Source organism: Sphingomonas faeni (assembly GCF_030817315.1).
Lineage (GTDB): Bacteria > Pseudomonadota > Alphaproteobacteria > Sphingomonadales > Sphingomonadaceae > Sphingomonas > Sphingomonas faeni_C.
Window position 1 is genome coordinate 171,034 of record NZ_JAUSZF010000001.1, and the last position, 13,672, is coordinate 184,705.

At 66.7% G+C, this 13,672-nt stretch carries 13 protein-coding genes and 1 tRNA gene; 1 reads left to right on the forward strand and 13 read right to left on the reverse strand.

Annotation, left to right across the window (positions count from 1 at the left end; translation table 11 throughout):
* Positions 1-24: 24 nt before the first annotated feature.
* The 9 genes from QFZ54_RS00900 to QFZ54_RS00940 all read right to left on the reverse strand — a co-directional run bounded on the left by QFZ54_RS00900 (position 25) and on the right by QFZ54_RS00940 (position 9,494).
* Entirely contained in the window at positions 25-1,344 is a 1,320-nt protein-coding gene (locus tag QFZ54_RS00900) for a bifunctional folylpolyglutamate synthase/dihydrofolate synthase (protein WP_307083525.1), read from the reverse strand.
* Positions 1,345-1,461: 117 nt separating this feature from the next.
* On the reverse strand, positions 1,462-2,313 hold the full coding sequence (gene accD / locus QFZ54_RS00905) for an acetyl-CoA carboxylase, carboxyltransferase subunit beta (RefSeq protein ID WP_307083527.1): 852 nt from the start codon (positions 2,311-2,313) through the stop codon (positions 1,462-1,464).
* On the reverse strand, positions 2,310-3,137 hold the full coding sequence (trpA, locus tag QFZ54_RS00910) for a tryptophan synthase subunit alpha (protein ID WP_307083529.1): 828 nt from the start codon (positions 3,135-3,137) through the stop codon (positions 2,310-2,312). The genes accD and trpA overlap by 4 nt, the downstream gene beginning before the upstream one ends.
* A 160-nt stretch (positions 3,138-3,297) precedes the next feature.
* Complete coding sequence (gene trpB, locus QFZ54_RS00915; RefSeq protein WP_307083531.1) at positions 3,298-4,539, reverse strand: tryptophan synthase subunit beta; 1,242 nt, start codon at positions 4,537-4,539, stop codon at positions 3,298-3,300.
* 97 nt (positions 4,540-4,636) lie between these two features.
* Positions 4,637-5,269, reverse strand: coding sequence for a phosphoribosylanthranilate isomerase (locus tag QFZ54_RS00920; RefSeq protein ID WP_307083533.1), 633 nt, complete (start codon positions 5,267-5,269; stop codon positions 4,637-4,639).
* Between the two features lie 63 nt (positions 5,270-5,332).
* Positions 5,333-6,007 carry an orotidine-5'-phosphate decarboxylase gene (gene pyrF / locus QFZ54_RS00925; protein WP_307083535.1) on the reverse strand — a complete coding sequence of 225 codons (675 nt, stop codon included), beginning with the start codon at positions 6,005-6,007 and terminating at the stop codon, positions 5,333-5,335.
* A complete protein-coding gene (locus tag QFZ54_RS00930; protein WP_307083537.1) occupies positions 6,004-6,360 on the reverse strand; it encodes a LapA family protein in 357 nt (118 codons plus the stop codon). The genes pyrF and QFZ54_RS00930 overlap by 4 nt, the downstream gene beginning before the upstream one ends.
* An 84-nt stretch (positions 6,361-6,444) precedes the next feature.
* Complete coding sequence (locus QFZ54_RS00935) at positions 6,445-8,733, reverse strand: patatin-like protein (protein ID WP_307083539.1); 2,289 nt, start codon at positions 8,731-8,733, stop codon at positions 6,445-6,447.
* A 35-nt stretch (positions 8,734-8,768) separates the two neighbouring features.
* On the reverse strand, positions 8,769-9,494 hold the full coding sequence (locus QFZ54_RS00940; RefSeq protein ID WP_307083541.1) for an endonuclease/exonuclease/phosphatase family protein: 726 nt from the start codon (positions 9,492-9,494) through the stop codon (positions 8,769-8,771).
* A gap of 176 nt (positions 9,495-9,670) precedes the next feature.
* On the opposite strand from QFZ54_RS00940, the gene QFZ54_RS00945 reads away from it, so the two are divergent.
* On the forward strand, positions 9,671-11,125 hold the full coding sequence (locus QFZ54_RS00945) for a L,D-transpeptidase family protein (protein WP_373458407.1): 1,455 nt from the start codon (positions 9,671-9,673) through the stop codon (positions 11,123-11,125).
* 68 nt (positions 11,126-11,193) lie between these two features.
* Here the strand turns inward: QFZ54_RS00945 and QFZ54_RS00950 are convergent, their stop codons facing one another.
* The 4 genes from QFZ54_RS00950 to QFZ54_RS00965 all read right to left on the reverse strand — a co-directional run bounded on the left by QFZ54_RS00950 (position 11,194) and on the right by QFZ54_RS00965 (position 13,543).
* A complete protein-coding gene (locus tag QFZ54_RS00950) occupies positions 11,194-11,619 on the reverse strand; it encodes a DUF4112 domain-containing protein (RefSeq protein WP_307083545.1) in 426 nt (141 codons plus the stop codon).
* Between the two features lie 5 nt (positions 11,620-11,624).
* Positions 11,625-13,046, reverse strand: coding sequence for an ABC transporter substrate-binding protein (locus tag QFZ54_RS00955; RefSeq protein ID WP_307083547.1), 1,422 nt, complete (start codon positions 13,044-13,046; stop codon positions 11,625-11,627).
* A 32-nt stretch (positions 13,047-13,078) separates the two neighbouring features.
* Positions 13,079-13,162, reverse strand: a tRNA-Leu gene (locus QFZ54_RS00960).
* Positions 13,163-13,264: 102 nt separating this feature from the next.
* Entirely contained in the window at positions 13,265-13,543 is a 279-nt protein-coding gene (locus QFZ54_RS00965) for an integration host factor subunit beta (RefSeq protein ID WP_056060417.1), read from the reverse strand.
* Positions 13,544-13,672 lie beyond the last annotated feature (129 nt).

Genomic DNA, 13,672 nt, shown 5'->3' on the forward strand with positions numbered 1-13,672 from the left:
TTGATAGTCAATAGCAATAAGAACTCACTCCGGCGGCTGGCCGTTCGCCGCGAGCACTTCACCGGCAAGGTAGAGCGAACCGGCTATCAGCACGAGTTGCGGCTGATCGGTATGAGCCGCGATCGACGCCAGCGCCTCGCCTGGCGTAGCCGCGACCCCTGCGGCCTTTCCGAACGATCGCGCGAGCGTCGCGAGCGCTTCGGGCGCGTGATGTGCGTGGCCTGGGACCGGGATGGCGACGACATGTCCGACCGACGGTGACAGGATGCGGACTACCGCCTCGGCATCCTTGTTCGCGAGCATGCCCAAGACCAGCGTCACCGGGCGGCCCTTTGCAAGCGTCCTGAGCGCCCGCGCGACCGGTTGCGCGGCGTTTGGATTGTGCGCGCCATCAAGCCACAACTCGCTGCCGCCGGGCAATGTCACGAGCAACGGTCCATCCGACAATCGCTGCATACGCGCAGGCCAGTGCGCCCAGTCGGCCGCGGCGCGCATCGCGGCCTCGGAGATATGCAACACGCCTTGGTGTCGCAGCATGGCGATCGCGAGCGCGAGGTTGCGCGACTGGTGTGCGCCGACGAGGCGGGGGCGGTTGGTGACGACCGAAAAGCCTTGATCTTCGTACCGAACGGTCGAGCGCGCGGTCTCGCTGGTCCAAGCGACGCCGCGGGCGAAAACGGGGGCGCCTGCTGCATCGGCGACGGCTGCGATCTTCGCGCGGAGGGCCTTGGGATAGTCCATCGTGACGAGCGGCACGCCGGACTTTGCGATGCCCGCCTTCTCGCCGGCGATCTCCAGCAGCGTCTCGCCAAGGAAAGACTGGTGGTCGATACCGAGCGCGGCGATGCCGGTGACGATCGGATTGGGAATGACGTTGGTCGCGTCGAGCCTGCCGCCGAGACCCACTTCGACGATCGTCGCTGCCGCCGGCGTGCGCGCGAAGGCCAGGAACGCGACGGCGGTGGTAACCTCGAAGAAGCTCGCCTGCAGGTCGGCAGCCTGGTCGAGGACTTCCTTAAGCAAGGCTGCGAGCAGGTCGTCCTCGATCAGCGATCCGGCGAGGCGGATGCGTTCGTTGAAGCGGACGAGGTGCGGGGAGGAATAGACGTGGACGCTGTGCCCCGCGGCCTCGATCGCGGCGCGCAGGAACGCGCAGGTCGAGCCCTTGCCGTTGGTGCCGGCAACGTGGAACACCGGGGGAAGGTTCAGGTGAGGATCGCCAAGGCGGCGCAACAGTGCAGTGATACGCTCGAGGCCAAGGATATCGGCGCCGGGCGACAGCGCAGTCAGGCGGTCGAGCTGGGCTTGTACCGCTGGGGACGAAGAAACGGCATGGTCGGGCATTCTAGGCTCCCTCTCCCCTCCGGGGGAGAGGGCTGGGGTGAGGGGCAGTTCCAGGCGGCGTCCTGCTTGGCAGCCCCTCACCCCGACCCTCTCCCCGGAGGGGAGAGGAAGTAGAGATTACGCCGCTTCGCGCGCGCTGAGATACCCGATCACCGTACCAAGCTGCTCGCGCAAATCCTTCCGGTGCACGACCATGTCTATCAGCCCGTGCTCCAGATAATATTCGCTCGTCTGGAAATCTTCGGGCAGCTTCTCGCGGATCGTGCTCTCGATCACGCGGCGGCCGGTGAACGCCAGCGTCGCCTTCGGCTCGGCGATCTGCACGTCGCCGAGCATCGCATAGGCCGCCATCACGCCACCCGACGTCGGATCGGTCAGCACGACAATATATGGCAGCCCGGCATCGTGCAGCATCTGGATCGCCACCGTGCTGCGCGGCATCTGCATCAGGCTCAGAATGCCCTCCTGCATGCGCGCGCCGCCGCTCGCGGTGAAGATCACGTACGGCACGCGGTCCTCGATCGCCGCCTCTACGCCGCGAACGAAAGCTTCGCCGACCGCGAGGCCCATCGATCCGCCCATGAAACCGAAGTCCTGCACGCCGACGACGACGCGGTGGCCGGCAATCGCGCCGCGCGCGTTGATCAGCGCGTCCTGCTCGCTATTGTCGGTCCTCGCCGCCTTAAGGCGATCGGTGTACCGCTTCTGGTCGCGAAACTTCAGCGGATCCTCAGGCACCTTGGGCGCCGGCAACTCGCTGCAGCTACCCTCGTCGAACAGCTGCGAAAAACGGATCTTCGGCCCGATGCGGTCGTGGTGATCGCATTTCGGGCAGACGTACAGATTGTCCTCGAGTTCCTTGGTGAAGACCATCTGCCCGCAGCCCTTGCACTTGTGCCAGAGATTTTCGGGCGTCTCGCGCTTCGCGACGAAGGGCAGGACGTTGCGGACGCTGTTGAGCCAGCTCATGCGCCAATCTCCATGGGGGCGACCTTCCGTGCGGACGCGACGGCGTCGGCGAGAGACTTGATATAGGCGCGGACCGGCTCGGCCGCAGCGGCGCCGTGTTGCGCGACCAGTTCGACGATCGCCGAGCCGACCACGACGCCATCGGCGACGCGCGCGACGTTGGCCGCCTGTTCGGGCGTGCGGATGCCGAAGCCGACCGCGATCGGGATGTCGGTCTGTGCCTTGAGGCGTGCGACGGCCTCCTCGATCGACGATTGCTGCGCCTGCTGGAGCCCGGTGATGCCCGCAACGGACACGTAGTACAGGAACCCGCTCGCCCCATCGAGGACGGTCGGCAACCGCGCGGCGTCGGTCGTGGGGGTGGCGAGGCGGATCAGGTCGATCCCGGCGGCGCGCAGCTGCGGCCCGAGCGCGTCGTCTTCCTCGGGCGGCACGTCGACGCAGATCACGCCATCGACGCCGGCGGCGGCGGCGGCTTGCGCGAACCAGTCCGCACCGCGCCGAAGCATCGGGTTGCCGTAGCCCATCAGGACCAGCGGCACGTCCGGATGGCGCGTCCGGAACGCAGTGGCGGCGGCCAGGATGTCCGCGGTGCGCGTACCCTGCGCAAGGCTGCGGATATTGGCCGCCTGGATCGCAGGGCCATCCGCCATCGGATCGGTGAAAGGCATGCCCAACTCGATCGCATCCGCGCCCCCGGCGACAAGAGCGTCGAGGATCGGCCCGGTAGCCTCGGTAGTAGGATCACCGGCAGTAACGAACGCCACGAGCGCAGCGCGCCCCGCGGCCGCAGTGCGCGCAAAGGTAGCGGCAAGGCGGCTCACTTGCCCCCCTCCCGCAAGCGGGAGGGGCTGGGGGTGGGCACCCGGCCTCCGCAAACGCTGCGGCTGGCGATAGCAAGACTCAAACCTGCGTTGCGAACGGCGTGAGCGCGAGCCCACCCCCGGCCCCTCCCGCCTGCGGGAGGGGAGAAGGGTGCGGCAATCATATCGCCACCCCAAGCGCTTCCGCCACGGTGAAGATATCCTTGTCACCACGCCCACACAGGTTCGCCAGGATGATCTGGTCCTGCCGCATCTCGCGCGCCCTCTTCGTCACGGTCGCGATCGCGTGGCTCGGCTCCAGTGCAGGGATGATCCCCTCGGTCCGGCACAGCAACTGGAACGCATTAAGCGCCTCCTGGTCGGTCGCGCTGTCATACTCCACCCGGCCGATATCGCGCAGCCAGGCATGCTCGGGCCCGATGCCGGGATAATCGAGCCCGGCCGAGATCGAATGCGCCTCGGTGATCTGGCCGTCCTCGTCCTGCAACAGATACGTCTTGTTGCCGTGGAGCACGCCGGGGAAACCGCCCGCGAGGCTCGCCGCGTGCTGCTTGTCGAGCCCATGGCCTGCCGCCTCGACGCCGAGCATCTGCACGTCGGCATCGTCGAGGAACGGATGGAACAGCCCGATCGCGTTAGACCCGCCGCCGATCGCCGCAACCAGCATATCCGGCAGGCGACCGACGCGCTCCAGCATCTGCGCGCGTGCCTCGGTGCCGATCACGCTCTGGAAATCGCGCACCATTTCCGGATACGGGTGCGGGCCGGCGGCGGTACCGATGATGTAGAAGGTGTCGTGGACGTTCGCGACCCAGTCGCGCATCCCCTCGTTCATCGCGTCCTTCAGCGTGTGCGCACCGCTGGTCACCGGGCGGACTTCGGCGCCGAGCAGCTTCATACGGAACACGTTGGGCGCCTGACGCTCGACGTCCTTCGCGCCCATGTAGATCACGCACGGCAGGCCGAAGCGCGCGCAGACGGTGGCGGTGGCCACGCCGTGCTGGCCCGCGCCGGTCTCGGCGATGATCCGCGTCTTGCCCATCCGCATCGCGAGCAGGATCTGGCCGATGCAGTTGTTGATCTTGTGCGCGCCGGTATGGTTCAGCTCGTCGCGCTTGAACCAGACCTGCGCGCCCATGCCTTCGGGGGCGGACTCGCGCAAAGCCTCGGTCAGCCGTTCGGCGTAGTAGAGCGGGCTCGGGCGGCCGACATAATGTTCGAGCAAATCGTCGAACTGCGCCTTGAACGCAGGGTCGGCCTTGGCGGCGCGATACGCCTCGTCGAGTTCGAGGACGAGCGGCATCAGCGTCTCGGCGACATAGCGGCCGCCGAAGTCGCCGAAATGGCCGCGCTCATCGGGCTGCGCGCGGTAGGAGTTGGGTGCGAGAGTGGGAGCGTTCATGCGGAGCGCTTTAGCACCTCGGTACGGTGCGCCAAGCCCTTGTATCCCCGTGAAGACGGGGATCCAGTCTGGGCACCCGCCTTCGCGGGTGAACAACTCAGGCGGTGACCGCCCTGAGGAACGCCGCGATCTTCGTTTCGTCCTTCTTGCCGGGCTCGCTTTCCACGCCCGAGGATACGTCGACCAACTCCGCCCCAGTCCGCCGGATCGCCTCAGCAACGTTCGCAGGATCGAGGCCGCCCGATAGCGCCCAGGGCAGCGGATGTCTGAATCCTTCGAGCAAATCCCAGTCGAACCGCAGTCCCATCCCACCGGGCAACGCGGCCGAGTCCGGCGTCTTCGCGTCATAGAGTATCCGGTCGGCCACCCCGACAAACCCGTGTGCCGCCTCCAGATCGTCACGCGTGCGAACCGCCACCGCGACCCAGGTCTCGATCCCGAACTTCGCGCGGATCGCGGCAGCGCGTGGCGGTGTCACCTTGTGAAGTTGCAGCACGTCGAGCGCGGCCGACCCGACCGCCTGTTCGAGCATGTCGTCCTCGGGATCGACGAACACGCCGACCTTCGCGACGTGCCCAGGCACCCGCGCCGCAAGCTCCGCGGCCTTCGCGAACGTCACATGGCGAGGCGATGCCGGAAAGAACACGAACCCGACATGGCTCGCCCCATGCCGGATCGCGGGATCGAGCGTGACGGGGGTGGAGAGCCCACAGATCTTGGCGGTAGTCATGCGGGTTCCTTCGGCAGCAACACGTCCCGTCATCCTGACTTTCGTCAGGGTGACGGAGCGATCCTACAGCGTGGCGCCGATCGCGCGGGCGGCCGTGTCGGGGTCTTCGGCTTGCGTGATCGGGCGACCGACCACTAAAATCGAGGCGCCGGCGTCCATCGCTTGGCGCGGCGTGACGACGCGCTTCTGGTCGCCGATCTGGCCGTCGGGAAGGCGCACGCCGGGAACGACGAAGAACCCCTTCGGCCAGATCGCCTTCGCTGCCGCGACCTCGGCGCCCGAGCAGACGATACCATCGACTCCCGCCTCGCGCGCCAGCTCGGTCAGTCGCGAAACCTGATCGTGCGCGCTGCCGACGACGCCGGTCGCCGCGAGATCCGCCGCATCGAGGCTGGTGAGCATCGTCACCGCGATCACCTTGGTACCGAGCGGGGCAGCAGCCTTAGCGTCCTCGAGCATCGCCCGGCCGCCGCTCGCATGCACCGTCAGGATCGCCGGTTTCAGCGCGCCCAGCGCCTGCACCGCCTTGGCGACCGTGTTCGGAATGTCATGCAGCTTCAGGTCGAGGAAGATCGGCAAACCGAGTTCCGCCATCGCATGCACGCCGGACTGGCCGTGCGCCGAGAAGAATTCGAGCCCCAGCTTGATCCCGCCGACATGATGGCGGACGCGCGTCGCCATCGCCTTGGCGCGGGCCAGATCGGCCGTGTCGAGCGCGACGTAGATCCGATTGCTCATTGCCCGATCCCCGGCGTGACGGAAGGCTGCACGATCGGCGGCGTTGTCGTGGACGGAGACACCGACAAATCGACCGGCGTCGCCACCACTGGCTCGGGCCGCGGCGTCCGCAGTTCCGTCAACTCGCGCTCGCAAGTCGAAAGCCGCTGACGCAGTCGCCACCGGATCGCATGATTGTACAGCATCGTCGGCACGAACCCGATCAGGAACGTCACGAACAGCAACAGCGGCAGGTTCACGTCCGCGATCAGCCCGCCCCAGAGCTGAATCTGGACGGCGTTCCAGTTGCTGATGGTGAACACCGCGGCGATGAACGCCAGCAGGCACCAGAACAGGATTTTCAGGAACTGCATGCGGCGACCCTTTATCATTCCCCAATCGCGCCGAAACGCCGTTGGCAACGCAGAGCTACCGCCACATCCGGCGTTTGGCCAGCTTTAGCCGATTTCCGTCCGCAGCTGCGCGATCAGCGGCAGGATGGCGGTGAGCCTAGGCTCCTCCTCGTCGAGGATCGCGAGAAACGCCGCACGCTTGATCGCCGCGACCCGCCCGGGTTTCATTCGCACCGTCTGGGGGAGCGTCGAGACGGTGATGTCGATCATCCGCTCCGATCCGTGCAGCCGCCCCCAGAGATAGTCGTTCTCGCGGTAGGCACGACTGAAGAACGCGCCGAACGTCCCGAACTGAATCCCCTTCAATGTCGCCTCCGCACCCCCGGAGCGGATCGAGGTCGCATCGTCGGGCGCGATCCGGTCGACCTTGATCGGATCGAACTCGTCGAGCCCTTCACCCTGCAACAGCGGCAAGGTAGCCGTGTCGAAATACGGAAAGCCGAGATACGCCAGCAACAGCGTGCGCCGGGTCGGCTTGGCGAGCGCGGCGAACGCCTCCGCCAGCCGCTGGTCGGTCTCCGCATCGAGGCGTTCGAGGTCGAACGTGCGCCCGAGCGTCTCCAGCACCGCGCTTGCGTCGCCACGCATCGTCCGCACCGCGTCGTGCAGCCCCGCATGCATCTCGGCGCGCAGTCGATCCAGATACGGCGACAGCGACTCGTAGATCGCGTCGCGCATCGGCCCCAGCTCTGGCTCGTCCGCGGCGGTCTCCACTTCGGACAATCGCCGCGCCATCAGTCGCAATCTGCGAATGCGAAAGCCGATGTCGAAGGTCCGCAGGAACGCGATCGACGCGGCACTGGCCCCGCCCGCGTGCCCCGACCCAAGCTGGTCCGCGCCCGACGCGGCGACATGCGCAACGATCGCCGCACGGATCTGCGCCAGCCGCCGGGGCCGGTGATGCTCCCCCGCATCGAACAACAGCAATGCCAGCGTCTCGATCACCGCGCTGCGCTTCAGATGGCCGTACGCGACGAAGCCATAGCCCGAGCTCGCCGCCGCCGCCTTCTGCGCACGCCGCCGCCACGCAATCAGCCGCGGTGCGGTCGGCCGGTCGAGAAACAGAGTATGGCCGAACAACGACTCGACGTCGGCCTCGACCTCGGGACGGATCGCAGTGAGGATGCCGCGCATCCGGTCGATCCGCGCCGAACGCTCGGCGATCGCCTCCAGATTGTCGCGGATCGGTTGCTGGCGCGGAATGTCACTGATCGCACCGATGATCGTTTGGAAGAATCCGGGCGTCCCGCCACCGCGATTGAGCCGCAGCTTGATGTCGGGCGAGGGGTCTATGTAGATGAACCGCCGGTCGATCTGGCGCCGCGCAGGCCGCTCCTTGAGCGCATCGAGCGCGGGCCGGAACGGCGCGTTGGCCAGCACCGATCCGTCGATCAGCACCGCGCTTTCCGCTGCGTTGGCCGCCGTATGCCGCGGCAGCACGCGCGCCAGGAACGCGGGACGCTCCGGCCAGTCGATCGCGCGATCCTTCAGCACGCCGTCCAGTTCGGCGACCGTGAACGGCGGGAACGCACCCGGAAAGCTCGACGTCGCGCGCGCCGCGAACGCCAGTTCCGCGGGCGGCGCGAGCGTAGCGCACGCACCGCCATTGTCGGTGAAGTCGACCACCAGACGATGTTCGGTCTCGACCACTTCCGCCGGCGAATTGAGCTGCAACCGCTCGGGGTGCCCGGAAAAGTCGGTAACCGTCACGAACAGGTCGAGCGGCTGCCCCGGCGGCAACAGGCGAGGGCCGCGCTGACTCGCCGCCATCGCATCGAACGCATCGAGCAGCAGGTTGGTGAACGTCTTCCCCCCAAACGGCGGCTCGAACCAGCGCGAGCGGATGAAATGCGACAGCTTGGTCCGCACCTCCTCCCGCGTGGGTTCATCGAGCGCATCGACCTTGTCGGTGCTGCGTCCCGCCGCCATCCACGCGAGCGGCATCGCCCAGGCCTTGGAGAACCGCGATTTCGGTGCCGCCTCGGTATCGATCAGCGCCTCGACGTCCGCCGACGTCATCCAGAGGTCTGTGAGCGGGTCGAGGCTCTGCCCGGTCGCGATTGCCTGTGCGAGGAAGATGCCGTTGATTCCGCCCGCGCTCGCGCCTGCGATGATGTCGGCGAGGACGCGGACGCGGATCGCGCCGTGATCCTCGATCTCCTGGAGCAGCGCGTGATACACGCCTTCGCTGCCGCCCTTCGCGGTATCGCCGTCGTGGAAGGCGCGGCTGGCGCAGACGAGCCGCCATATCTCCTTGGTAATCCCGTGCATGTAGACCGCAAGGCTGATCCCGCCATAGCAGACGAGCGCCAGTCGCAGTTCCTTCTCGCGCATTCTACATCCTCAATGCCGACGGGATCGCTCGGGGCCTATTCGGTGGCCCCGGTTCGGTTCGTCGGTTTCTTCGTTTCGAGAATAGCCCAGATCGGCAGGTGATCCGAGGCTTTCCGCGCCGCCGGGCTCGCGTGTACGCCGCACTCGACCACGTTCAAGTCCGACGACACCATGATCCGGTCGAGTCGAGCCACCGCGCGCCGCGAATGGAAACTGGCTCCCGTTTCCGCGAATGCATAGTCGCGACCGAAATCGCGCAGGCACCCGGCACCCGCGCTCCATTCGTTCAGATCCCCCATCATCACCGTCGGATGCGTGTGGGAGCAGTTATCGACGTGGTTCATGATCGCGGCAGCCTGCTTGCGCCGCCATAGCCCCGATAGATCGAGATGCATGCCGAGCACGCGCAACGTGCCACTCTCGAACTGGACGTCCGCCATTACCGCGCCACGCGGTTCGAGCGAGGGGAGGTGGAGCGGCGCGCTATCGACCACCCGCGCGGACTTGCGGACGAGGATGACGTTGCCATGCCATCCCATGCTGAGCGCGCGCAGACCGAAATCGACCGGCTTCCAGTCGCTATGCTCTTCCAGTAGATGATGCGGCAGCACGCACGCCTTGGCCCCGAATCGCCGATCCGCCTCCTGCAACGCAATAACGTCGGCATCGATCTCGCGCAGGACCTCGACCACGCGTTCGGGGTTGCGCCGACGGTCGAGCCCGATGCCCTTGTGGATATTGTAGCTGGCGACCTTGATCATGCGTTGGCCCTATAACGCGACCGGCGCGATCCGGGTTGCAGAATGACGGCGCGCGAGATGTAAAAGGCCCGGGCAAAAGGCACGGGCGGTCCATGGACCGGAAGAATTGCGTCGCCAGGGCGCAGTCGTGGAGCGGAGACGCGCACCCGGGCGTTGTGTGCACGTATGATGGGGGAATGCTGGTGCGTCTTGGTTTGATCGGTGCATCGCTGCTGGCGATGACGTGTGCACTTTCGGCTTGCGAGATTAACACCACCACGGCGGGGACGAACCAGCAACAGGCCGCGGCCCCGGCGGGTACGCCGACGGGATGGACAGCCACCACCGCCGGGCAGTTGCGCAAGGCGATCGCGGCGCGCGGCGCCCACGGCCTCGACCGGATGAGCTTCGATGCGAGCGCGCAACCCGGTGCCGGCGACGATGCCTTGACCAAGGCTGCGCTGACGTACGCCAAGGCATTGTCGCAGGGCGCGACCGATCCGACCAAGTTGTTCGACGTCTATACGGTGCCGCGCCCGCAGGTCGATCTTGGCCGTGGTCTCGCTGCGGCGCTTCAGGCCGGCGATGTCGGCAAATGGCTCGCCGGGCTCGCGCCGCAGGACGAAAATTACGCACGCTTGTCCAAGGCCTATCTCGCGACGCCGAAGTGGGAGCAAACCCCGGCATCTGCGATCCCCGACACCGGCAAGCCGATCAATCCCGGCGAATCCGATCCCCGCGTGGCTGCGATCGCGCACCAGCTCGTCGCGTTCGATTATCTCGACAAGGCGGCGGCGCAGGGCGATCGCCTGACCCCGGCGATGATTCTCGCGATCAAGAAGATGCAGGCGGATTACGGCATCAAGCCCGACGGCATGATCGGCAGCGCGGCGCTCGGCATCCTGAATTTGTCCGATGCGGACCGGGCACGCGCGATCGCGGTCAACATGGAGCGGCTCCGCTGGCTCGATCGCAATGCGCCGACCACGCGGATCGACGTCAACCTCGCGGCGGCACGGCTTAGCTATTGGCGCGACGGCAAGCTGGTAGACAGCCGCAAGGTCGTGGTCGGCGAACCCGACAAGGAAACCCCGCAGCTCGGGTCGCCGATCTTCCGTCTCGTCGCCAACCCTACCTGGACGGTACCGCGCTCGGTCGAGAAGAAGGAGATGGCGGGCAAGGGCGCCGGATACCTGCGCGCCAACAACCTGGCATGGAAGAACGGCTGGCTGGTCCAGCAGTCGGGGCCGAAGAATTCGCTCGGCCTCGTCAAGTTCGACATGTCCAACGACCATGCGATCTACCTGCACGACACCCCCGCCAAGCAGTTGTTCGCCGAAATCCAGCGCCAGCGCAGCCATGGCTGCGTCCGCGTAGAGGATGCGCTCGGGTTCGCCGAGATGCTGGCGAAGGACGGGGGCGTGACCGACCAGTGGCACGCCGCCCGCGCGACCGGCAAGGAGACGTTCGTCAAGCTGCCCAGGGAGATCCCGGTGCGGTTGTTGTACCAGACCGTGCTGTTCGATGACGCCGGCGAACCCGTCATCCGCGCCGACCCTTACGGCTGGAACGACCGCGTTGCCGTCGCACTGGGACTTGGAACGAGCGCGAGCTACAAGCCGGCGGCACGCGACGCCGACGTCGGGCCCTAACGGCTCTTATCTAACTCACACTTCGTCGGTCATCCCCTCCGCCGCAGGGATGACCGACGCAAGAACAACTACCCGTCTAACGTCGTGGTCGACGGGTAGTGCTTGTCCAGATGCCGCTTGATAATCCGCAGGTTGCGCGTGTTCGACCGGAAGAAGAAGTCGGGGATCGCGCCGACGAACGGGATCATCCCGAACGCCCAGTCGAGCCCAACGTTGCCGAACATCCGCGCCATCTGGATCTTCGACATGCCGATGTTGCGCGCTTCCCACGCCATCCACGCGCCGACCGCTGCCGCGATCGTGCTGCCCGCGAACGGAATGAGGTTGAGAGCGACGTCCATGCCGATCTTGCGATCTGTACCGGGGATCACGAACAACCCCTCCATCACGCGCTCCATCGCCTCGACGCGGCGGCGCACCGACAACGCGTCCTTGCCGAGCGGTAGCGTCTGGAAGATCTCGCCGGGGGCGATGCGGGTGGTGCGCGGGTTCATCGACCCTAGTTGGTATCGGCGCGCAACCGGTTCAACGGGTGCCACGCCCGCACGTTCGCCTGCCATTGGCGGAGCCGGGGCGACACTAGCGACCAGCGCAGCGGGCGAGCCAGCGGGATGAACGCGACGTCCTCGTTCAGCGCCGCATCCGCCGCCGCGATCCGCGCCCCGCGCTCCGCCAGCGACGGCGCTTCGCGTGCAGCCTCCAGCGCGGCCTGCGCCGCCTCGCCGCAGACCACGCACGCAGTCGCCAGATACCAGCGCGCACTGTCATAGGGCGCCACCGCATCGATCAGCTTCAGATCCGCGGCCTCGCTCATGCCGACGCGCGTCGGCGTGATCCCGACAGCGATCAGCGACGCGGCGACCTGCGCGTACAGAAGCGTGGCGCCGGGACCGGCCGGCATCGCGATCCGCAGCGCGACCGGTCCACCGGTCCAGGCCGCGACCCTTTGCCGGGCAGAGGTGCGGCGTTCGTCCTGCGTGAGTAGCGTCCAGGCCGGAACCTGCGGCAATGCGGCGGAGTCGAGGATGTCGGGCAGGATGCGGTCGGCGGGATCCCAGGCTGGCGCGATCGCCGCGGTCAGCGCCGTCCGATCGATCGATTCCGCCACCGCCGCGCGGTTGATCGGGTCCGCCAGGAACCCATCGCGGCGGACGATCGCGAGACCGAACAGCCCGACCGCGGGATCCACGCGGACGTTGCCCGCGGCGATGTCGGTCGTCGCGAGCAGCGGCCAGTCGACGAAACTGCCGCCGCTGACGAGATCCGAGTCGCGATTGGCGAACCGTGCGATCGCCCGCGCCGCGCGTTCGCCGATCAGACGCACGTCCTCCTCGGGCTTGGCTTCGCGTTGATCGTCGGGGTCCGCCTGGTTCGGATCGAAGGCAGGACGTAACAGCGGCGCACGGCCACGGCGCAGCACGCGGAACGGACCGCTCCCGCCCGACGGGCGCAACCGCAGCAGTGCGAGTTCGGGTTGTGCGAACAGCTTCAGCAAATCGGGGCGCGGCCGCGACAGTCGAACCTCGATCACCTGCGGCGTCATCACGACGATCTCGTCGATCGCCGTCAGGAACGGCGCGAGCGGATTACGCGAGTTCGGCCCGATCTGGCGCTCCAGCATCGTCACCACCTGCTCCGCGGTCACCGGTGTCCCGTCGCCCCAGTCGCCCTCGCGCAGGCGGAATATGTAGCTCATCCCGCCATCGATCACGATCCAGCGCTCTGCAAGGCCAGGTTCGATCTGCCCGGCGGCATCGAACCGCACCAGCCCTTGCGCGGTGGAATCCATCATCAGTCGGGAGGGAGTGTCGAGCAGGACGCGGCTCGCATCGGCAACGCGCGGCGGCGCGCCGATCGCACTTGCGACGACCACGCCGGTATCGGGCCGGCGATCACACCCGCTCAGCGCGGCGACTGACATCGTCCAGCCGCCAGCCAGCAGGGCAGCTCGAATGGTGCGGACGGCGGGACTCGAACCCGCACTCCTAGGGAGGGAGATTTTAAGTCTCCTGCGTCTACCGGTTTCGCCACGTCCGCACACGCTCCCAACAAGACGAGGTCGCGCGCAGGGTCAACCCATCTTGCTCGGTCGGCACCATATTCCTGCACCCAGGCATGCCCGGGTGCAGGTGGTATCGTTCACACGTTCAGGCGCGAGCGCATTTCCTTGCCCGGCTTGAAATACGGCACGCGCTTGGCCTCGACCTCGACGACTTCGCCGGTCCGAGGATTGCGCCCGGTGCGCGCATCGCGTGCGCGCGTGGAGAATGCACCGAAACCGCGCAGTTCGACTCGACCATCTGCGGCAAGTCGCTTGGATATCTCGTCGAAGAAGGTGCTGACGATCAGCTCCACTTCGTTAGGTTGTAGGTCCGGATGCGCCTCAGCGATCTTAAGGACCAGTTCAGATCGGATCATTCGAGCCCCCGCCCATCTAAAAAACGCTTACAGATTGATACAGGTCAACCTGCGAGGCATTAGCACTTATTACCGAACAGTCAAAAACCAAAGTGGATATGACAAGAAAAAGCCCGACATGTTCGATAC